General features: G+C 46.5%; 23 protein-coding genes. 9 read left to right on the top strand and 14 right to left on the bottom strand.

What is annotated here, in order from left to right:
• Positions 1-6: 6 nt before the first annotated feature.
• Positions 7-327 carry a 50S ribosomal protein P1 gene (gene rpl12p, locus TA_RS01850; protein WP_010900786.1) on the top strand — a complete coding sequence of 107 codons (321 nt, stop codon included), beginning with the start codon at positions 7-9 and terminating at the stop codon, positions 325-327.
• 183 nt (positions 328-510) lie between these two features.
• Here the strand turns inward: rpl12p and bcp are convergent, their stop codons facing one another.
• Both bcp and TA_RS01840 read right to left on the bottom strand, forming a co-directional pair.
• Positions 511-972 (bottom strand): thioredoxin-dependent thiol peroxidase, encoded by a 462-nt coding sequence (gene bcp / locus TA_RS01845; RefSeq protein ID WP_010900785.1) that lies wholly within the window; start codon positions 970-972, stop codon positions 511-513.
• A gap of 83 nt (positions 973-1,055) precedes the next feature.
• Positions 1,056-1,988 carry a deoxyhypusine synthase gene (locus TA_RS01840; RefSeq protein ID WP_048161540.1) on the bottom strand — a complete coding sequence of 311 codons (933 nt, stop codon included), beginning with the start codon at positions 1,986-1,988 and terminating at the stop codon, positions 1,056-1,058.
• A gap of 108 nt (positions 1,989-2,096) precedes the next feature.
• Here TA_RS01840 and speE point away from each other — a divergent pair, with 108 nt between their 5' ends.
• Positions 2,097-2,918, top strand: coding sequence for a polyamine aminopropyltransferase (gene speE / locus TA_RS01835; RefSeq protein ID WP_010900783.1), 822 nt, complete (start codon positions 2,097-2,099; stop codon positions 2,916-2,918).
• On the opposite strand, the gene TA_RS01830 is transcribed toward speE, so the two are convergent.
• The 5 genes from TA_RS01830 to TA_RS01810 all read right to left on the bottom strand — a co-directional run bounded on the left by TA_RS01830 (position 2,911) and on the right by TA_RS01810 (position 6,345).
• On the bottom strand, positions 2,911-3,276 hold the full coding sequence (locus TA_RS01830; RefSeq protein WP_010900782.1) for a DUF3198 domain-containing protein: 366 nt from the start codon (positions 3,274-3,276) through the stop codon (positions 2,911-2,913). The two genes, speE and TA_RS01830, sit on opposite strands and share 8 nt — an antisense overlap.
• A gap of 52 nt (positions 3,277-3,328) precedes the next feature.
• Complete coding sequence (locus TA_RS01825; RefSeq protein WP_010900781.1) at positions 3,329-3,793, bottom strand: NUDIX hydrolase; 465 nt, start codon at positions 3,791-3,793, stop codon at positions 3,329-3,331.
• The gene (locus TA_RS01820) at positions 3,793-4,287 is read right to left on the bottom strand and encodes a Zn-ribbon domain-containing OB-fold protein (RefSeq protein ID WP_010900780.1); all 495 of its coding nucleotides are present in this window, start codon (positions 4,285-4,287) and stop codon (positions 3,793-3,795) included. The genes TA_RS01825 and TA_RS01820 overlap by 1 nt, the downstream gene beginning before the upstream one ends.
• Entirely contained in the window at positions 4,284-5,546 is a 1,263-nt protein-coding gene (locus TA_RS01815) for a thiolase domain-containing protein (RefSeq protein WP_048161538.1), read from the bottom strand. Before TA_RS01815 ends, TA_RS01820 begins: the two co-directional genes overlap by 4 nt.
• Positions 5,547-5,682: 136 nt before the next feature.
• Entirely contained in the window at positions 5,683-6,345 is a 663-nt protein-coding gene (locus TA_RS01810; RefSeq protein WP_010900778.1) for a DUF7523 family protein, read from the bottom strand.
• Between the two features lie 127 nt (positions 6,346-6,472).
• Between TA_RS01810 and TA_RS01805 the strand changes: the two genes are divergently transcribed.
• Complete coding sequence (locus TA_RS01805; RefSeq protein WP_010900777.1) at positions 6,473-7,999, top strand: APC family permease; 1,527 nt, start codon at positions 6,473-6,475, stop codon at positions 7,997-7,999.
• 6 nt (positions 8,000-8,005) lie between these two features.
• Here TA_RS01805 and TA_RS01800 read toward each other — a convergent pair whose 3' ends face one another.
• From TA_RS01800 to TA_RS01785, 4 genes are read right to left on the bottom strand one after another with little or no spacing between them, the layout of a single operon-like run.
• On the bottom strand, positions 8,006-9,199 hold the full coding sequence (locus TA_RS01800) for an MFS transporter (protein ID WP_156778465.1): 1,194 nt from the start codon (positions 9,197-9,199) through the stop codon (positions 8,006-8,008).
• 11 nt (positions 9,200-9,210) lie between these two features.
• Positions 9,211-9,876, bottom strand: coding sequence for a DUF3834 domain-containing protein (locus TA_RS01795; RefSeq protein WP_010900775.1), 666 nt, complete (start codon positions 9,874-9,876; stop codon positions 9,211-9,213).
• Between the two features lie 33 nt (positions 9,877-9,909).
• Positions 9,910-10,263: a PadR family transcriptional regulator gene (locus TA_RS01790; RefSeq protein WP_010900774.1), complete on the bottom strand. Its 354-nt coding sequence runs from the start codon at positions 10,261-10,263 to the stop codon at positions 9,910-9,912.
• A gap of 44 nt (positions 10,264-10,307) precedes the next feature.
• The gene (locus TA_RS01785) at positions 10,308-10,679 is read right to left on the bottom strand and encodes a hypothetical protein (RefSeq protein ID WP_010900773.1); all 372 of its coding nucleotides are present in this window, start codon (positions 10,677-10,679) and stop codon (positions 10,308-10,310) included.
• Positions 10,680-10,967: 288 nt separating this feature from the next.
• On the opposite strand from TA_RS01785, the gene TA_RS01780 reads away from it, so the two are divergent.
• Positions 10,968-11,939: a GHMP family kinase ATP-binding protein gene (locus tag TA_RS01780; RefSeq protein ID WP_010900772.1), complete on the top strand. Its 972-nt coding sequence runs from the start codon at positions 10,968-10,970 to the stop codon at positions 11,937-11,939.
• A 76-nt stretch (positions 11,940-12,015) separates the two neighbouring features.
• Here TA_RS01780 and TA_RS01775 read toward each other — a convergent pair whose 3' ends face one another.
• Positions 12,016-12,939 (bottom strand): NAD-dependent epimerase/dehydratase family protein, encoded by a 924-nt coding sequence (locus TA_RS01775; protein WP_010900771.1) that lies wholly within the window; start codon positions 12,937-12,939, stop codon positions 12,016-12,018.
• Between the two features lie 43 nt (positions 12,940-12,982).
• Positions 12,983-14,893, bottom strand: coding sequence for a glycoside hydrolase family 15 protein (locus TA_RS01770; protein WP_010900770.1), 1,911 nt, complete (start codon positions 14,891-14,893; stop codon positions 12,983-12,985).
• Positions 14,894-15,352: 459 nt separating this feature from the next.
• On the opposite strand from TA_RS01770, the gene TA_RS01765 reads away from it, so the two are divergent.
• The 5 genes from TA_RS01765 to TA_RS01745 are packed head-to-tail and all read left to right on the top strand — an operon-like array spanning position 15,353 to position 20,629.
• Entirely contained in the window at positions 15,353-17,149 is a 1,797-nt protein-coding gene (locus tag TA_RS01765; RefSeq protein ID WP_010900769.1) for an amylo-alpha-1,6-glucosidase, read from the top strand.
• Positions 17,146-18,255 (top strand): glycosyltransferase family 4 protein, encoded by a 1,110-nt coding sequence (locus TA_RS01760; RefSeq protein ID WP_156778567.1) that lies wholly within the window; start codon positions 17,146-17,148, stop codon positions 18,253-18,255. Before TA_RS01765 ends, TA_RS01760 begins: the two co-directional genes overlap by 4 nt.
• Positions 18,252-19,394 (top strand): glycoside hydrolase family 57 protein, encoded by a 1,143-nt coding sequence (locus tag TA_RS01755; RefSeq protein ID WP_010900767.1) that lies wholly within the window; start codon positions 18,252-18,254, stop codon positions 19,392-19,394. The genes TA_RS01760 and TA_RS01755 overlap by 4 nt, the downstream gene beginning before the upstream one ends.
• A gap of 39 nt (positions 19,395-19,433) precedes the next feature.
• A complete protein-coding gene (locus TA_RS01750; RefSeq protein ID WP_010900766.1) occupies positions 19,434-20,258 on the top strand; it encodes an isoaspartyl peptidase/L-asparaginase in 825 nt (274 codons plus the stop codon).
• Positions 20,258-20,629, top strand: coding sequence for a hypothetical protein (locus tag TA_RS01745; protein ID WP_010900765.1), 372 nt, complete (start codon positions 20,258-20,260; stop codon positions 20,627-20,629). Before TA_RS01750 ends, TA_RS01745 begins: the two co-directional genes overlap by 1 nt.
• A 6-nt stretch (positions 20,630-20,635) precedes the next feature.
• On the opposite strand, the gene TA_RS01740 is transcribed toward TA_RS01745, so the two are convergent.
• Complete coding sequence (locus tag TA_RS01740) at positions 20,636-20,989, bottom strand: DUF6015 family protein (protein ID WP_010900764.1); 354 nt, start codon at positions 20,987-20,989, stop codon at positions 20,636-20,638.
• Positions 20,990-21,070 lie beyond the last annotated feature (81 nt).

Raw genomic sequence — 21,070 nt, 5'->3', positions numbered from 1 at the left:
ATAAAGATGGAATATGTATATGGAGCTCTGCTGCTTCATGCAGCTGGAAAGGAAGTAGATGAAGAGAAGTTGAAAAAGGTACTCGAGGATGTCGGCGTACAGGTGGATGAGGCCAGACTAAAGACCCTGGTCTCTGGACTCAAGGACGTTAACATCGACGAGGTACTGAAGAATGCCTCAGTGGCACAGGTAGCAACCGCACCTGCACCAGCCGCCGAGGAGAAGAAGAAGGAAGAACCAAAGAAGAAAGAGGAAAAGAAGAAGGAAGAGGACAAGGAACACGAAGAAGAAGAGGCCATGTCCGGACTCAGCGCACTCTTCGGATGAGCCTAAATGGATTACTACGATCTCATATGGGGATTGTTGAAGTATTTCATCCCCATTGTCTTATTTATAATTGCGATCGCTTATAACAACTTGATATTGCTCATAATATCGTTGATCTGGATTCTGGGATCGATCTTCGTATCGCTTATGCTCATGGAAAATGATAAAAACTATACTATATAATCAATTGTTTTTTACTAGGCCTAAATCTTTTAGCTTGTTCATGACTTCAAGCGCATGATCCTTTGGCGTGACTTTCGGATACACATAGGCTATCTTGCCATCCGGGTCTATTATATATGTTACCCTCTTGGCGGTTGCAAGCCCTAATACCCCGTATTTTTTTACGATGTCCTTGGATTTGTCCGAGGCCAGCGTGAAGTTCAGGTTGTACTTCTCAGCAAACTTCTTGTGCGATTCCGGAGAATCAACACTAACCCCTATAACCTCTACGCCGGAATCTTTGAATGAATTGAAATTATCCCTGAAGTTGCAGGCCTCTGTCGTGCACCCAGGCGTATTATCCTTGGGGTAAAAATAGAGCACCACTGGCTTCCCTCTGTATGAACTCAGCTTTACAGTCTTTCCGTACTGATCAACGGTTTCAAAATCGGGAGCAATATCACCTACGTTTAAAAGTTCCATAAAGTAATATACATTATAAATTAATAAATGTTATGATATTTCTATGAGCTTACTTTGAACGCTGCGAAAATAAGTCAATGATTTTAGAGAAACGGTGCGAGCAGTACTGGCATTATCACCGTCGCATCGCCGTAAACATTAACGTACCTTGCGTCCGGCCTCACCTTCTTCCATGATATGGCCTCCTCTAGCTTCGCACCGGAAAGCGATCCGTCATATTCCTGCGCAGTGGTCACGTATACTGCATAGTCGAGGCCATCCCTGAACTGATTCCACCAAATGGTGTGATGCTTGGAGATACCACCTCCTATCATTATAGCACCAGTTTTCTTAGCATCGAAGATTATATCGGAGAGCCTGTGTTCATCTTCGAGCAGGTTTATCTTGAAGTCATGGTGCTGTTCGTAGAAGCTCCAGAGCTGAGATCCGAATGATCCATCCGTTATTCCTGGCACAAACACCGGTATGTTGTTCTTCGCTGCATTGTAAATTATTGAACTCTCACTGTTGATATCCAGCCCGACCTCGTGTATCAGATCCACCGTGGCCCACTCCTTCTTCTTCGCATAGAGTTTCTCCAGGGATTCCATAACCTTTTCCTCTATGATCTCCCCGTACGACTCATCCGGTACGAGTACATTTCCCAGCCTATTTATCCCCAGGTCTCTCAGCTCAATATCGCTATAGCTGAACGAACCGCAGTAGTAATTGCGGTAGGTTCGCGCAATATCATGATCGAGCGTGCCCGAGGTTGTTATTATGACGTCAACAAGCTTCCTCTTGACCACCTCATTTATCAGACCACGCAGACCAGTTGATATTATATCGGCTGGAAACGAGAGAAATGTTGTGTTATCCTCACTGAACATGTCCTTTATGATCTCGTATGCTTCGTGTATTTTTGCCGCTGTGAATCCACCTATGCTTGAAAACTGATCCATGAGGTCTCCCAGGCGGGTATCTGCAGTTATGGACAGATCCCTGACTGGCCTTGACAGAAGTTCCTTTCTATCCATGCCGGTATATTGTTTCGCCGATTTTAGCTTTCTGCATTCTCCTTCGCATCGCGATCCCATGGAACGCAATCGGCTAAAGTCTAAATAGGCACAAACAATAAAAGCCGGATGAAGCTCATAGAGAATTGGTTTTCAGAAAGATATTCAGACAACCTGCAGCTCTCCTTCAGGGTAAGCGATCAGCTGTTATCCATAAAGACAGATTACCAGAGGATCGATCTATTCGATACCTATGATTTTGGAAAGCTGCTGGCCATAGACGGAACAGTGCAGCTCACGGAGAGGGATGAATTCATCTATCATGAACTGATAACGATGGTTCCTTACCATCTGACGCCAAGACCTCCAGAGAATGCTCTGATAATAGGCGGTGGAGACGGAGGCGCAGCTAGGAGGCTCATTGATCTCGGCCTGAAGCACATAGTAAATGTGGAAATAGATGATCAGGTTGTGGAGGTTTCCAAAAGATTCTTTCCCTCCCTTTCCTCAGCCTTCAACGACAGCCATGTCAAGCTGCTGATCCAGGATGGCATAAAGTATGTCAAGAACACGAGCGAGAAGTTCGATCTCATAATAATAGATTCCACTGATCCTGAAGGTCCAGCAGAGGGCCTCTTCTCAAAGGATTTCTATAACGATACGAGAAAGATAATGAATGAAGGCGCCGTGATAGTTTCGCAGTCAGGATCCCCATTCTACCAGCCGAAGGCAATAAAGCTTGCATACTCTGGAATGAGGGAGGTCTTCAGCGACGTTCGAGTTTATACAGGCTTCATACCCACTTATCCCAGTGGATTCTGGTCATTCACCGTCGCATCGCCCTGGACAATGAAACCAAGGCCGGTGAACATGTCTGGGAAATACTTCAACGCAGATGTGATGGAAGGATCATTCAGGCTTCCACAGTTCGTTAAAGAACTGATCACTTAACCTTCCATTTTTCCTTTGCCTGATCAAGCTGTATCCTGTAGCTTTTTCCGAGACGGACGGCAAGCGCCTCTAGCTCGTTAAGGTTTCTGACGAACACGCTCTTGCTAGGGCTGTTGATCATGGATTCGAATTTCGCCCTGTCACTCAGGTTTCTGACCATTAGGTAGGCCATCGTTATGGTGAAGATGAAGCTGACAGCGAAGATCCAGTAGACCCAGTTCCCAACATCGAAGGCTGCTGTATCTAGGAATGCATTGTGGAACAGAAGCTGGTTTGATACTATTATGAGGACGCTGAAACTTGCCACAAAAACTATTGCATAGATGATAAACTGATAGTCCCTGATCGATCGTTCCATAGTTTGCTAAATATATCTCCATATTTTAAATATCGTATGTAAATCGAACAAATCAGAAATCGAAATTGCCGTAGTACCTCTCAATGTACGTGGTGAGTATTCTGTAGGTAAGGCCCCATATCACCCAGTCCTGATACCTGTAGATGTTTCCCCTGTTCGGATCGAAGTCCTTTATGAGATCCGATATGTTCGCGACCCTTACCTCTTCCACCTCATCGCCTGGCCTAGCATCCTCTAGCGAATAGCCCTTTATTATGAACGGATGCACCGGAAGCTGCCTAGAAACCGGATAGTGCAGAGGCATTTCTGCAAGAATGTCCCTCTCCGTAAAGTAAAGTGATACCTCCTCCTTTATCTCCCTTATTACGCACTGTGCAGGGCTCTCATTCTCCTTCAAAAAACCACCGGGGAAGGCCACGTCGCCTGACCATGGGTCATCTGATCGGGTCTTCCTCTTTATCAGGAGTATATCGCTCTTGTCGATTATCAATCCGACCGCGGCTTCCCCGTGCCTCATCACTTTTCAACGTCCGGTACGAAATAAACGTCCGTAACGTTCATCTTGAGGTTCCTTCTAAATTTTGCCTTCACCGGCATCCCTATGTATATGTCCTTGGTTTCAGCACCGATCAGCCTGCTCATGAACAGTGAGTTTACGCCATCGAACTCCACCAGAATAAGGTTGAACGGAGTTTCGTTGAGGAATTCCTCGCCACTGAAGTAGCATGTCGTATAGGTATGGACTCGCCCCTTCAGTGGAAGTTCATACCATTCCGTTTCCGAACCACACATCATGCAGTGCGATCTCGGTGTTGCGTACACATAGCCGCATTTCTTGCACTTGCTGCCCATGAGCTTCTTCCTGCCCAGAGCCCTGAAGAACTCGCTATCCTGAGCATAGCTGTGTATGTAGTCGATCTCATAATGAGATCTTATTATGAGCGGATCCGTATTGTATACAACCGTCCCCTCTTCTGTTTCAGGAAGCTTTGCATCTGGATCAAGCGTCATTTTGCCGCCTCCATAATCGTTACGGTAACATAAGTCCCGGTTCCGGCATGGCTGTGTATGAGTCCCCTCTTTGCATTCGGCACCTGCAGATAGTCATCATGGAAATGCTTCTTTATGGTGTGCTGCAGCTGCCAGAACATGAAGACTGCCTGCATTATGCCAGTCGCACCTACAGGATGGCCTGCTGCGAGAAGCCCACCGGACGGATTCACAGGAATCTTTCCGTGCAGCTCTGGCTTACCCTCATCTATGAACTGTCCGCCTTCGCCGTACTTGCATAGGCCAAGATCCTCGTATGTCTGTATCTCCGATGATGTGTAGGCGTCGTGCAGCTCGATGAGATCAAGCTCGTTCAGAGGATCCGTTATTCCTGCCATCTCGTACGCTTCCTTCGCGGCCATTCGCCCTGCCCTGAAGGAATGAACACCTGGATACTTTAGATCTTTATAATCGGATGGCTTCTCATTTGGAAGGAGCGGGACATCTCCAAACGGCCTATCAGCAAGCCTCATGGAATCCGTGCCCGTGCCTATGCCCTTTATGAGTACGGGATGATCCGTTATCTCAAAGGCCTTGTCTTCGGAGGCAAGTATCGCAACTGCGGCTCCATCAGACATGGCACAGACGTCCAGCCTTGTAAGTGGGTATGAAACCATTGGTGCGTTGCGTACGTCCTCTACTGTCAGCTTCATGGGGCTCTGTGCATAGGGATTGTGAAGAGCATTACCATGGTTTTTTACCGATACCTTCGCCAGCTGCTCCACAGTCGTCCCGAACTCATACATGTGGCGCACAGCCATCATGGCATAGTATCCCGTGTAAAAGCCGCCAATGGGGTAATCAAAGTTGGTATCGCTAGCGAGCGCTATGAATTCATTTCCCTTCCATGTGTTGACATGGGACATCGTCTCGAATCCATAGACTGCAACCGTGTCCATTCTGCCGGAGGCGATCTCCTCGTATCCGGCTTGAAAAGCCAGGCCTCCAGTCGCACCGCCACCCTCGATTCTCTTGCTGGGCTTTGGCACGAGACCAAGGTAATCCTGAACCATTATTCCGGACATCAGCTGCCTCTGGAAGTGGTCAGAGAAATATGACGCAACCGAACCATCTATGTCTGCAAGTGTGAGACCTGCATCATTCATAGCATAGTCAAAAGCCTTCTTCACCCGCAACCGAAAATCCATCTCTGGTGACGCCTTGGCGAATTTTGTTACGCCTCCAGCCACCATATAAACATTTCTGGCTTTTTCCTTCATATGCGTATAACTTAAAATAATTAATAAAAGTTTTGCGAATATGATGGACAATAACTGATATGATGAATTAATATTTCCACATAATAGTTATTTCATATGCATGTAAATGTGATTATAAATATAGCAAATCGTACAGTCACATCCTATCGATGTTTTCTCCGCGTTGCCTGGCCGATCTCTGGATGAGATCCGATATTATCCTGAAGCTTGCGGTCAGATCCTTCTCGTCAAGTATGAAGGTGACATCGGTGTAGAACGAGACGAGCTGGACAACGTTTATGCCATGGTAAGCGAGAAGAGATGATAGATGCGCAACATAGCCCCTGGTGTAAGTTATCGTCTGCGGGCTAGTTATGACGATCTCGGCAAGCTTTCTATCAATGCTTATGATCTCTGCTTTCGGTATTCCTCGTATCATCCTCTCCAGATCGTTGTCATTCACGACCACAACCGCGCCCTGAACGCCCTGAATTATTCTGAACCGACTGTAGTTAAGTGTTGAGCGGTCGGCGTTGTTGAGCACCATCTTCACGTTTTCATTCTTAGGCTTGAGGATGATAACGGATATGTTCGTGTACATCTCCACACTTGATCTTGCAAGTATCGCTGAATGGTCTATTTCAGATGCGGGTGCCCTGTATCTTTTGAGCGCAGCAACTATCGCCTGAAAATTCTCCAGGCCGGTATCGCCCATGATCTTCCTGGCGAGAGCTGAATAGTTCACTATATCTTCGTTGAGCGCCCGCATAAGGTGCGGATTCCTTTCGATGTAGGTCCTCACATCATCTGAAATGCTCATCGACCTTTATGAATCGAACATAAATAAGTCTATTTATGGATTGGTTTATCCATTTTTGGACATCTGAGGCCAAAATATCCAAAATTAAACGCCAGCCTTATAAGGATAGAAAAAATCAGATATCTTAATGTTGAAAAAAGAACTTGGAATAATCGATCTCATGATGGCCTCGGTGACGGGGATGATAGGATCTGGTTGGCTTTTTTCTGCCTTCTATGCATCATCCATGGCTGGGCCATACTCGATCTTCTCATGGCTGGTGGGAACTGGCATAGTTGCCATTCTGGCTCTCATTTACGCTGATCTAAGTGGTAGGGTGCCCATGGCTGGCGCAGCCGCAGGTTATCCGTTTCTCACCAACGGGACGGTGGCCGGATCGCTCAACGCATGGTCTCTCTTTCTTGGCTATGCCTCAACGCCGCCACTTGAAGTCATCGCTTCCATAAGCTACCTCAGCTTTCTGGTGCCTGGACTTCTCAACAACAACGGCCTTCTCACCACCACAGGAATATTGCTCGCTGTAGCTCTGCTCGTAGCGTTCTTCATTCTAAATGCCACTGGAATTCGAAATACGTCCAGATTCAATAACATAATATCGTACATGAAGATCGCAATACCCATCATAACCAGCTTCTTCTTCATATTCACCATATTCTCAATCAGGAACTTCACCCTGGTAGGAACCGTAAAGCCTGAGGGTATATTCACGGCTGTACCTGGAGCTGGGATAGCGTTCTCGTTTTTGGGCTTCAGGCAAGCCGTTGAACTCTCGGGGGAGGCGAAGAACCCTCAGAAGACCGTTCCCATAGCCATAATGCTCAGCGTGGCGGTTGCCTCTGCGATATACATGATTGTCCAGATCGCATTCATAGGTTCACTGCAGTGGGGCAGCATCAAGCCTGGAGACTGGGCAGCACTGGCAGACAGTGGATACTCAAGCGGGCCAATGCTGGTGCTTGCGTCAACGCTCGGCCTTGGAGCGCTAGCAACAGTTCTGCTCTTTGACGGCATAATATCGCCACTGGGAACAAGCAGCATTTACCAGACCACAACCTCGAGGATCTCCTACAGGATAAGCGAAATGGGCTTCTTCCCCAAGAAGATCTCGACGACAAATTCCAGGAGTGTGCCCATATTCGCCCTTATACTTGACCTCGTGGTGATGATACTCTTCGTTCTTCCATTCCCGTCCTGGCAGTCTCTTGTATCTGTCAACTCGGATCTGACTATCATCGCATACATGAGCGGCCCAATTTCACTCGCAATATTTGAAAAATACGGGATCGAGGCGAAAGGCTTCAGGCTCCCAGCATCGAAGATACTGGCACCACTTGGTTTCGCACTATCCGCCCTTATAGTTTACTGGTCCGGATATCCCACAACGCTTTACATGAGCGCAATAGCCATTGCAGGCCTTGTGCTGTTTGTTTTTGCTAGGAAGAACCCGATCAGAGACATTTCGCAGGGATCATACATGATAGCCATACTGGCGATACTCCCCGTGGTATCATACCTCGGAAGCTATGGGATAGGGATAATACCGTTTCCGCTTGATCTGATCGTGATTAGCGCTGTTGCCCTGGCAATATTCTACGCTGGAACTCGGGCCGCGCCTCAGTCTGTGGCTCTGATGGAGAACTTCATTTCTTCGTAAAACGATTCATGAGGGCGAAGCGCCCCCACTTATTTTTCCATGGCTCACAAGGGACATCTCATGATGAAGCATGTACAGCAGTATCAGTATGACCGGTATCAGGGCTGCAAAGGAATATCTGAGGCCTATAGCACTGACTATACCGCCTGAGGCGAACGGCATCACGGCGCCCACGGCCATCATTATGGAGAAGAAGAGGCTGTTGGCTGCATTCCTCGCCTGCATATCGAAAGAACGAGAAATTGATATCACCGAGAGCGGGTACGTGAACCCATGCGGGAATCCAAGAAGCAGGAAGAACACCTCCAACATGAGGAAGTTGAAGGATTCGACTATTCCGATGAGGCCTATTGTGGTTATGACAACGGACAGCATCATGAGTTTCCATATATCCTCCGGAGGCCTGACGGCAAGGATCATCCTGCTCAGGAATGACGTGAAGAAAAAGCTGGCAAACATCAGCGTTACCGTTGAATACGTTACGCCGAAGCGAGACATCGCATATATTCCTCCGAAGGTGAGTATGAATGCGAATGGAATGTTGTAGGTCATTATGTTGTACACGGCTGCTCTGAACCCGTGGTTCCTGACAACGTCGCCACTTTGTATCTTTCTTGCGCCGTTCTCATCCGGGAATTTAAGAAAGAACGAGAGTGCGAATACGATTACTGGAAATACGCTGAAGACGAGGAAGGTTTTCAGAAGTGGCATGAATCCCAGTAGATATCCTTCCAGGGCGGGACCAACGACCAGAGATATGCTCAGCGTGAGCGTGTAAATCGAAAGCAATCGTTCCCTCTGCTTTCTGTCCGGAAGCAGGCCGGCGGACGTTATAATGTTTGGCATCAGAGCTCCGAGGGAGAAGCCAGCTACAAAGACCACTGGCCATATAGTTATGGCATTGGACAGGTAGAACAACGGAAAGATTATTGCATAAATCAGGGATGATGCTATGAAGACGTAACGCCTTTCCCTAGAACGCAACCTGGAATTTATTAATGCACTCATGAGAAACGTGCCGACAGCGGCTAGCGCGGAGATGGATCCGACGAAAAATTCTCCATAGTGAAACACGTAGCGGGCGATGAGCGGTATCTCTGTCATGTACATGTTGTTGCTTCCCCTGACTGCGAACGTTATGGACACTATGATGACCAACATTGTGATGAAGGAAAGCCCGCCACCATTCTCCCTAGACATGATCACCATCTTCAGTTCAGGTATTTTTTAACAGTCTCAGCAAATGCTGTCGCATCAAATACGAGTTCTGGCGAAACGTCCGATTTAAGTATTGTGCCAGCTATGAACTTCGGATCCACCTTCATCGGAAGCACTGAAGCCACGTATTTTGATGTATTCTCTGGATCGGATCTCATTTTTTCTATGCCCTTCCTGTACTCCCCTGCGAATGTATCTATGAGATCTTCGCGAACGTAGGCTCCGCAGCTGCCAGGCATTTCAAGATCGTGCTTCCTGAAAAGATCTTCAAATCTTATGCCACTCCCGAAAGGCGAGGCCAGAACTGCAGAATCGACCTTCCCACTGTTCAGTAGTTCCAAGATCTCCTTCTGATCTTCGGCATAGACTATGTCAGAACGCATCTTTTCAAGATCCAGTGCTATTTTCAGGAGAACATCGTTTGCACTCCCTCGCCTCCAAACAGCGATCTTCCTTCCGATCTGGGGTGAGATCACGGATAATCCCCTTATGAGAGATAGATTGAATTTTATGCCACGCTTCACGAGCGATACCGTTGAATCCAGAACTATGTCTCCTTTCTGTTCCTTATCAAAAACTATATCGAATATATCAGATCTCGCAGCTATTATTGGATAAGATACTGGACCTGGTGCAGCTATGATCCTTATTTTTTCCATACATCAATATGTCATTTATCTATAAATAGCTTATCAATTCCTGTTCTCTATTATATCCACCGTGCTGAGAAGATCATCGATGATCTTCCTGGCCAGCTGCAGGGCCTGAGAGTGATCGCAAAGGAATTTTTTCCCAGCATCGGTTATATGGTAAACGGTTAACTGCTGGCCTTTCTCATTGACCGAAGACTCCGAAATTACAAAACCCCTCTCCTTCATGGTCTTCAGCAGTATGTATATGGATCCCTGCGGAAGAGCCTGGCCTGTGGTCTCAAACATGCTCTTTTGAAGCTCGTAACCGTGCATGGGCCGCTTCACGAGTTCCTTGAGTATATATAGCGTAATCAGCCCGTGAAGTATTCTTTCGCGGGTCGGATCGCTGTTCATGGTCTTGCATTGAACCATGGCTTAAAAACTTGTCTATAAACAACTTACTTATCAGATCTGTCCGATTGAACGATGAAACTGATCTTAAGTGTGCTTCCCACCTTATCGTCCTGAACATCGGCCTTAACACCGGCAGATCTGAGTTCTTCTGCTATGTGCATTGCCCTTTCGCGGTTGGAGAAGTAAAGGTATATGGCTTCCATGCCGAACTCAGGGATGTTGTCCGAGTAATTCAGCGCTTCCTTTGACTTTTCCATTATGCTGAGAAATACGCCCTTGTCAACATGCATGCGGCCATCAGCTATTCTTGCAAGCCCTTCTTTTATAGCCCATTCATACCTCACTTTTCCTTCGAACCTGACGTCCTGCTTCGATCCTACCGGTATGTGCAATTCAAGGCCAAAGAAGAGAAGCACTATTCCAATTATTATATCGGCTATTCCTAGGTACAGACTTACTGTGAATATTATTCCACCGATGGCGGCGACGATCAGTCCTATAACAATGTCGTGGGCTTTTATGGTTATCCTATGCTTAATGTAAAAATACTAATTGAAACTTTTTCTTGATCATGAATACCATGCCTGGTGTATATATGTGCCCAATCGTAATCACCAGATGCCATCTGAACCTAGATCGCATGGAATAGGCAGTGATCGATACACAAACAAAGATTAAATAGATCAGAAGTGATTTTTACGCGGATGATAATCACTCGAACCCCATTGAGGATAACATTTGTTGGTGGCGGAACAGATTTGCCTGACTTCTATACCAGGCATGGCGGATCCGTGGTATCGGCTGCAATAAACAGGTACATATACATAATCGTCAACAAGAAGTTCGATAGCAAGATCAGGGTTTCATACTCCAGAACCGAAATCGTGGATAAAGTCGATGAGATAAGGCATCCCACTGTCAGGGAAGCCCTCAGGCTTCTCGAGCTGGATGGGGGAATTGAAATACTTTCCATAAGCGATGTGCCATCGCAGGGTACGGGTCTTGGATCATCATCATCGTTTCTCGTCGGGTTATTGAATGCACTGCATGCTTATAAATCAGAATACGTTTCAAATGAGACTCTTGCGGAAGAAGCAGTGAAGATAGAGAGGGAAATACTCAGAGAAGCCGGTGGAAAGCAGGATCAGTACATGGCAGCTTACGGTGGCATAGACCTGCTCCAGTTCTTTCAAAACGGTGAAGTGCGCGTAAAACCGATACCGCTTAATACGGAACGCTTGAAATACCTGCGCGACAATACGGCATTACTGTATACTGGGGTTGAGAGATCATCAACCGATATCCATACTGATCAGATATCGAAGATAGACGATCACATACAGGAGTATCTGGAGATGAAGAAGCTTGCCGAGGAATTCGCTGTGAAGCTTTACGCCAGCGATATAAAGGAGCTTGGCGAGATAATGGACAGGAACTGGATGCTTAAGAGGAAGCTCTCTGGAAAGATCACAAATGACCTCATAGATCGCCTCTACATTAGGGCAAAGGAGCTTGGCGCATACGGGGGCAAGCTGATAGGTGCTGGAGGCGGCGGCTTTCTGCTCTTCTTCATCGATCACAACAAGAGGGAAAACCTGAAGGAGTTGGGCTTGAGGCAGATGGACTATGATTTTGATTTCGAGGGTTCACGCATAATCTACTATCAGGACAGGTGACATCCTAAAATTTCAAGAGATACCTGCACTGCACAAGTCATGAAAATTTTTAGAAAAAAGATCAATAGCTTACGGATCAGTATCCGTAATATTTCATGAGCTTATCTATGCCTTCGTCGAGGCTGATCTTGGCCTTGAATTTTATCTTTTCTTCAGATTTCTTGGTATCCGCAAGGGTTTCGTGGACATATGTTTTGGCCATTGGGTTCTCCACATATTTGGCCTTGATATCAGTGTGCATGTGATCGTTCAGTTTTTGCACAAGTTCATTGAGCGAGTAGTTCTTTCCGGTTCCTACATTGTACACGTTGAAGCCAGTGTTGTAAACAGCTGCGTTGATCAGAGCGTCAACCACGTCGTCCACAAACACGAAGTCTCTTTTCTGTTCGCCATCGCCGTATATCACTGGCTGTTTGCCATCGTGCATATCCCATATGAACTGCGAAACGAGGTTTGCGAACTTCTTCTTGGATCTTTCATTGTATCCGTATACGGAGAAGAATCTCATCGCAGATATGTTGATTCCGTAAAGCTTTGAATAAAGTTCGCTGATCCTCTCAGTCGCATACCTAGCCTCTGTATAGAAGTCCGTGACGAATGGTATCACATCTTCCCTGTGCGGGGGTTTCACGCCATTGTATATGGAGGATGTGGAAGCATAAACCACAGTACTCTTCTTCCTTTTCGCAAGTTCTAGAACAGAAACCATGTCCTTTATGAGTTCGCCCACAAGATGAGGATTGTCCTTGTACATGGGTGAAGATGAATAAAGCCCGATATGGAATATATAATCTGGATCGAAGCAGTAATCGTTCACGTTTGCAACACGATCCTTTACAAAATCTATACCATCGTAAACGGACGAGAGATTGCGTAGCGAACCAGTCTGAAGGTCATCTAGAACATAAACATGGTTCTCCTTAGCAAGCCTTATGACAAGGTTTGAACCTATGAAACCGGCACCGCCGGTGACCAGAATCTCCTTCCCCCTTATATCCATGCCCTTAAATTGCCATGCAATATAAAAAATTCTGTATTCAGATTCATGACCTGTTTCTTATTAGATCCGAATATTCAAGAAGCGATATTATAAATTCAGAATGACTCCATACCAGAGGAGATACGGATAAAGGTTCGCCATTGTATGGATTTATCTGCTCCGAAAATATTCCGGATTTCTGTCTGTGTGACTTGACCCACTGTATGAGGTTCCAGGCCTTTTCAAAATCACCAAAACGCATATAGTATCTTGCCATCCACAGCGTGGTTATTATCCAGGGATTTCCAGGAACGCTTGGATCGTCCTTCACCCTCATGTATCTGTCGTTCTGGTAGCGCGCTATGCCTCCAACGCCATTCACCCATAGGTCTTCAGATATCCTCTGCATGGTAGAAATAACCTTTGGATCGTCCGCATCCTTCATTCCAAAGAGCACCAGTGAGGTGAGGGCGCTGTCCACGGTGAAGTCCGGCTTTCCGTCTATGATGGCCCTTGCATAGTATCCCGTATCCTCAGAATAGAACCTTTCATCGAACGCATGGTACATCCTTTCCGCAGCATTTTCGTATTTTTCCGATAGATCAGGATCGCCGAAAACGTTTGCAAAGTTTGAAGCTGCTTTCAGGGCGGCATAAACCGTAGCAACAGTGTAGGCATGGATTCCATAGCGCTCTTCCCACAGATCAAAGGATGGCTTGGGAAGGCCGTTGTTGTCAACAAAATTGGTCATAAAGTCTGCTGCCCTGGTTATAAGGCGTTCATAATACGGTGCGGTGAAGCCGATATCATTGTACTTCCTAAAGTATTCCCAGAGTGCCCAGACCACCAGAGCTGTTTCATCCTCCTGTATTGGATATATGGATTTGCCATTCATGACGTGCGGTAACCAGCTGCTGGCGATCTTGCCGTCGACGTTGTATTTGTGGTACAGGTATCCCTCTTCTGAAAGTGAATCTTCCATCAGGGCAAAGAAGCGTCTGGCGGTTTCGCTGTGCCCGGATATGCTCAAGGCGTATGCAGCCATGGAGGCATCCCTGGGCCAGACGTAGTAGTATCCGTCATGGCTCAGCTTCAGTATATCGCTGTCGCAGGATGCGGCTATGGCCCCAAGATCGTTTGCGTGGCTCTTAGTCACGAAGAGCGATCTGCGGTAAAGCGCTGTTGTGTCTGAATCCAGGCTGGGAGTCACCTTCGAAGACCAGAGCTCCCAGTAGTTTGTTGTTCTCCTCAGAAGCTTTTGGAGGTACTGGACATTCACATTTGAATATTCGCTCTCTATATCGTTGATGTTTCTTCCCGCTATGATGAAATAATAGAGCGTGAACTTTGAACCGGCCTTCAGAGTCGTGGAATGCCTTATGACAGAATCCACCGAACCTATTGCCACCGGGTTCATTGATAATTCATTGTCCTCGGCATCCTTCCATGTGCCCTTCAGCTCACCCACATCCTTAACCCCTGTGGCATATTGATCGCAGAAATTACCGCTCTCATCAAGAGTGGATGCGAGAAAGTATCTCCCTCCCTTATAATGGATCACACCGCGGTATTCAGGAAAGTAAGCAGCGGTATCCCCTATGTCATTGCCATATATGTAGAAATTCTGGTGAAAGAAGATCTTCAGGTTTACATCCTTACCGGTCTTGTTTTCAGCAACCACCCGCCTAATAAAGATGTCCTTGTATATGTCAACCATATCCCTGTTCTCGAAATCAATACCGTTATGCGTGTAGTTGACGACAGAGACCATGGTGTGGTCGTAGTAGTCCATGTGCTTGATTGCATTTCTGTCTATCCAGTTGAAATTGCCATCCACGGAAACACCAAAGTAGAATGGATGACCAGACGAATGATTTTCGGAGGCAAACTTTGAATAGTAAAAATCAACAATCCTGTAATCAGTATCAAAAGCTATAAGCAACCGCCCATTGCCAAGCGGTGTATACCTAACCATACGGGCTTATCGTCAAATATGCTTATAGCTTTTTTGTATAGGCTTCATTATAGAGTCCGGAATCGCAATTTACGCTTCAGCCTGATTTATTATCCTTTATTTTCGATAGCTGTATCTGCACAGATGGATCTGGGATGATAGAGAGAATTCGATGCACATTAATTCTGATTCGCACGTTATCGGGCATATCTTATCTGTTATTTTCGTGTTTTCACAACAAATGAAATATCCTGTTCGAATGTGATAATTACCTATCATGACAGGAAAATGAATGTGCAGAAAAGAAAATGTTTTACGGCTTTCAAAGATGTATAAACAGTATCTTGGAATGGTATCTTGCATCATTTCCAATATGATTGATCAGTGCTAACCGCTAATTATCGGTTGATGATTCTTGCTACCTCTCCATAAATTGCACTGACTAAATACATTTAATAACATTGTATACTTTTATAGCTAATGGATCTTAATTCCGAATGGATCATCAGCAACTCAAATGGATCTTACGCTTCGTCCACCGTTTCATTCGCAAATACAAGGACATATCATGGGATTCTTGTCAGGAGAGATCCATCGAAGAACAGCGCTACAGTGCTTCTCTCCAAGATATTCGAGGAGGTAAGGTATGGCGACGCCATCTTCAGCATAGATACGAATTATTACCGAGATAGTGTATTCCCCGACGGCTTCAAGTTCATAATGGCCTATGCCGATATTCCTGTTCCAAAGTGGTCTTTCAGCTTCGGTAAAGATCGAACAATAAACAAGGCAATTGTCATCGATCAGGATTCTGATACGGTGGTGATCAAATACGATTTTTCAGGCCAGATCCCAGACTCTATCTATCTCCATCCTCTTGTCGCATTCAGGAGCTTTCATCATGTAATAAGAACCGGTTCCAAGAATTTCGCTTCCACGAAGAAAAAGAATGCCCTAAGAATATCAGATGGCAGATATTGCATAGACATAGTTTCGCCTGGAGATTTCTATGAAAAGAGGTACTGGTATTATAACTTCAGGTATCCGAGGGAGGTTGAAAGGGGGACTAACAGTGAAGAGGATCTCTATAATCCAGGCGTCCTGGTTATCGATAGACCAGGAAATTCTCTAGAAGTAGTGATAACAGCTGAAGAAAACAATATAACGTTTGATGAAGCACTGAAAAAGTACCGTACCTTCCGATCGGTCGATGGTGATCTGGCTGATCTGAGATACAATTCGCTCTCTTTCCTTATGCGTCATGATATGATAGCCGGCTTCCACTGGTTCGGCCCCTGGGGCAGGGACACTTTCATCTCAATGCCCGGTGTGCTGCTGGTATCTGGCAGATACAACGAGGCAAGACGCGTTCTCGAACACTATGCGGAAAGAATTCAGGATGGAATGATACCCAATACGCAGGATGTTGAGGCACTGCGTTTCTCTGCAGACACCTCGCTATGGTTCATATACGCTGTCCAGAAGTATCTGGAGTATGCAGGCGATGATGATTTTGCAAGGCAGATGCTCGTGCCAATTAAGTCCATAATCACCGCCTACATAAAAGGAAACAGCATGTTCCATCTGGATGATGATCTAGTCACGCTGACCGGCTCTCCTCTCACCTGGATGGATGCAATGGTATCTGGCAAACCTGTGACACCCAGGATCGGAAAGCCTATTGAGATCAACGCACTATGGTACAATGCGCTATCCTTCTATTCACGAACAGCGCATGATATCACGGGAGAAGATACGGAAATGTTCTCAAAACTTGCACGACGGATTAAGCAGAAATTCCGTGCGAAATTTATCAAAGGTGATGCAGTACTCGATGTTTCAGATCCAGATGATATGAAGTTCCGCCCCAACTTCCTGATCCCCTATTTCCTTCCCTATCCGCTTCTCAATGATAGGAAATTCGTGGATTTGGCCTGGGAAAAACTGGTAACGCCATACGGTCTCAGAACGCTGTCGCCTGATGATCCAGATTATGTGCCGACTTACTCAGGACCACAGCCAGAACGAGACATGGCCTATCACAACGGTACTGTGTGGCCATGGCTAGCCGGCATCTTTATAACCGCTGCGGTGAAAACCGGATATGATAAGCATGCACTGCTGGAAAAATTTGCACCGCTGTTCTCAATGTCCAGAATACCGGAGATCTTCGATGGCAGCGGAACTGGCATTCCAAAAGGATGCATCATGCAGGCATGGAGTCACGGGGAAATAGCACGGGCATACTTCGAGGATCTCAGAGGTGGTCGTTCTTGAGGATATCCGTCATAGGATGGGAACTTCCACCCGCATTCTCCGGAGGGCTAGGAATACACACCGTTAACCTATTTTCCATAATCGGCCAACTTCGCGATGTCACGCTTTACGTTCCGGATCTTGGCTACGATTTTCCACAATACCCGTTTCGCGTAAGAAAGGTAAGGATCTCAAAGGCAAGATTTCTTTCTGGATATGCGGTGATAGATGACTTCTATGAAACCGTAATGGACTACAACGACAGAGTTGTTGAGCAGTTCGATCCGGATGGCGTAGATGTTGTTCACTGCCATGACTGGATAACATTCTCGGCCGGATTGAGGATCAGGGAAAAGTACGGCATACCTCTTGTTGTAACCTTCCACAGCACGGAGTTCGACAGATCGGCCTTTTTCAATCCACAGGAGAGGATAATGTCCATCGAGCGCGATGGTGCACGGAACGCAGACAGGATCATCTGCGTATCAAATCTAACAAGAAGGATGATCGTAGAAAATTACGGCGCTGATGATACGAAGATAAGGACAATTTACAACGGTGTTGATCCATACCCATACCTCAGCCATCCGGATGAGAAGAGAGAACGTGATGTTCTATACTTTGGCAGGGTAACCAGCCAGAAGGGACCGAAGTTCTTCATGGAGGTCGCCAAGAAGGTGCTTGAACTTGACGGGAGCGTCAAGTTCACAGTTGCAGGTACCGGCGAACTCCTACCGGAAATGAAGCGTTATGCCTTTGAAAATGGCTTCCTGAACCATATGGATTTTACTGGTTTCGTATCATTTAGGCGAGCGATTTCGTATTACAAGAGATCGTCCGTATTCATCATACCTGCTGTCTCTGAGCCGTTTGGAATGACTGTGTTGGAGGCAATGATCTCAGGCACGCCGGTCATACTGAGCAAGACCACCGGTGTCGGAGAGGCATTGAACCATGTTCTCTCTGCCGATTTCTGGGATACAGATAAAATGGCGCTCTACACCATATCGATACTGAACCATAGAGGACTCTTGAAGACGCTTTCGGAATACGGCAAGATGGAGGCCATGAGGTTCACATGGCGTAGGGCAGCCCTCAGCACAATGGAGGTGTACGATTCATTATGAAGGATGTGATATTCTATTTCGAACTACATCAGCCATTCCGTCTCCGGCCTGTAAATCTATCCGATTTGAAGAATGGCAGCAGGGACGTTTTCTGGGAGGAGAAGAACGAGGAGATATTCAAGAGGATAGCGGCAAACAATTACATTCCCGCAACCCAGAGCCTCATGGATTATGGTATAAGATCGTCCTTCTCGCTGTCAGGAACCTTCATGGAACAGGCCTCTAAGTACTGCCCGAAGGTGATCGACGTAATCGATGACTACGTGAGGAGCGGCCAGTGCGAGCTGCTGTCGGAAACGTACTACCATTCTCTTGCCTCCATATGGAACGATGAGGAGTTCGTGCGCCAGGTCAGGATGCAGGAAAGTGCCATAAAGAAGACGTTCAACTACGAACCTGTTTCATTCAGGAATACCGAGCTGATATACAATGATCACATAGCAGAGGTCGCTAAGGGAATGGGCTTTAGGAATATTCTTGCAGAGGGCACGGACGACATCGCAAGCAGATACGACGTTAACTACAGGTACGCTGCACCATCCGGCATAAACCTGTACCTGAGGAACTATCCCCTGAGCGATGACATATCATTCAGATTTTCAAACAGGGCATGGGCCGATTATCCACTTACGGCGGACAAATTCGCAAGATGGATTTCAGCATCGAGCGGTGAGATCGTGAATCTCTTCATGGATTACGAAACGTTCGGCGAACACCAGAGGCCGGAAACTGGAATATTTGAATTTCTGCGTTATCTGCCCATGTACTTCGAAGAGAATGACGTTCACACAATACTCGTCAGGGAGGCAGAGGCCAGGCACCGCACCAGGGATTTCATCAGCGTCAGCAAGACCACATCCTGGGCTGATAAGAACAGGGATCTGAGCGCGTGGATGGGCAATCTCATGCAGATCAACACCTTCAACAGGATAAGGGACTGCAAAGATAAGATCGGGGATCTATGGGGATATCTGCAGACTTCAGACATAATATACTACATGTCAATAGGAAACGAGCAGGATTTCACCGTGCATGAGTACTTCAATCCGTACCGATCACCGTATCTCGCTTTCATATACACGAACGCTATTCTTGACAACCTCTGCGGCAAGGATTACGGGAAAAATGTCATGCAGTGAAAGTGATGAAATTTAATATGGGAAAAGGGATAAGGAGCTATGAGGAACGTTCTTCTGATCCACGGTGGCGTCGGATCCGATCCATCTTTCAACGGCAGGCTCAACGGTTATGCAGAGACGGCATCAGAGGAGCTGAGTGCGCTGGACAATGCCGTCAGGGCAGTCATCAAGATGGAGGATGACCCGGACTTCAACGCTGGCACAGGATCGGTTCCAAGGATCGATGGCAGCATACAGATGGATGCTGCGGTAATGATACCCGGGCACTTTGGATCCGTAATAAACATTGAGAGGGTCAAGAATCCCATACTCGTTGCCAGGGACGTCATGGCAAAGTCACCACACATAATGATGACCGGCGACGGAGCTGTCAAGTTTGCCCGGCTCATGGGCTATCCCGATTACGACCCCATGACGGAGAAGGCCAGGAACCTCCTGAAGAAATTCGAAGAAGATGTGGAAAAGAACGAAGTGCCTGACAAGTTCAAGATATACTTCAAGTACGTACGCGTGCACGACACGGTTGGGGCAGTTGCGCGCGTTGAGGGTGAGTTTGCCGGTGCCGTTTCCACAGGTGGATCATTCCCCATGATGAGAGGACGAGTCGGTGATTCGCCCATACCTGGCGCTGGCATTTATGTCGGTGAGAGAGGTGCTGTGGTTGCCACCGGCGTTGGCGAGGAGATAGCCAAGAACGTGCTATCTTTCCGCATATACAGTAGAATAGGTACCGGAAAGCTCTACGACATAATAAAAGAGGAGGTTGACAAGTTCTCCGTTCCAGTTGGCATCATCGCCATAGATGAAAAGGATTATGCCTATTACGCCAACAAGCCAATGGCTGTGGGCATAAAGGAGTTCTGATGGCCATGGGATTCGCAGAATCAGAATTCTGGAACGGTATAGCCCTGAAGGCGCTCAATGAGGGGAACATCACCATATACAAGAATGATCCCGTCTACGGGCGTGTTCCAAGAATATCAGATAGCGGCGTATTCAGAAGATCCATAGGCGAACCAAAGGGGCAGATCGCCGACTGGCGATTCACCATGCCTTGGGACAGCAGAAGTGTTCATGCCGTTGAGTACATAGACAGATACGAGATACATGTGGATAAGTACGATCCCGCAAAACATCCAATCATGCATCTTATAAATGATGCACCAAAATACGGATCTGTAATACTTCCTCTCCTTGCGCTTTTCCCATTATTTTTGCTGAGAAAAAAATTGTAAATTTTTCTACATTTCCCTGAAGATCTCGTCGTAGATATTCGTCTCATTCTTGCGTTCTGTGGTCGCTGAAGCAAGCTCCTCTATCTTGTCCTTTCTGTAACGCCACTGGTTGACTCTCCAGACCTTTCCATGAAGAATTGAGATCTCCTCTCTGTAGGTTTCCAAGATACCATATTCCTCCAGATTGTAGAAAACATCCCTCTCGGCTGGCGATAGAACATTGTCAAGAACGTAGTCATCGTAACCGAAGAATGAAAGAACGAAATCTGAAAGATCCTCCACATCAGGCCTCGACATTCCTTTTTTTCCGTAAATGTTATCAAGGGCCTGCAGAAGCTTCTCTCTAGTTACGATTGCCATAAGACCGGATGCTTATGTTAAAATCATTTTTAAATTTTGCTATGTATCAGCATGGCTTTTCGCGGCAGATATATATTATAT

This window comes from Thermoplasma acidophilum DSM 1728 (genome assembly GCF_000195915.1).
GTDB classification, from domain to species: domain Archaea; phylum Thermoplasmatota; class Thermoplasmata; order Thermoplasmatales; family Thermoplasmataceae; genus Thermoplasma; species Thermoplasma acidophilum.
This window is presented reverse-complemented; position numbering and strand designations above follow the sequence as displayed.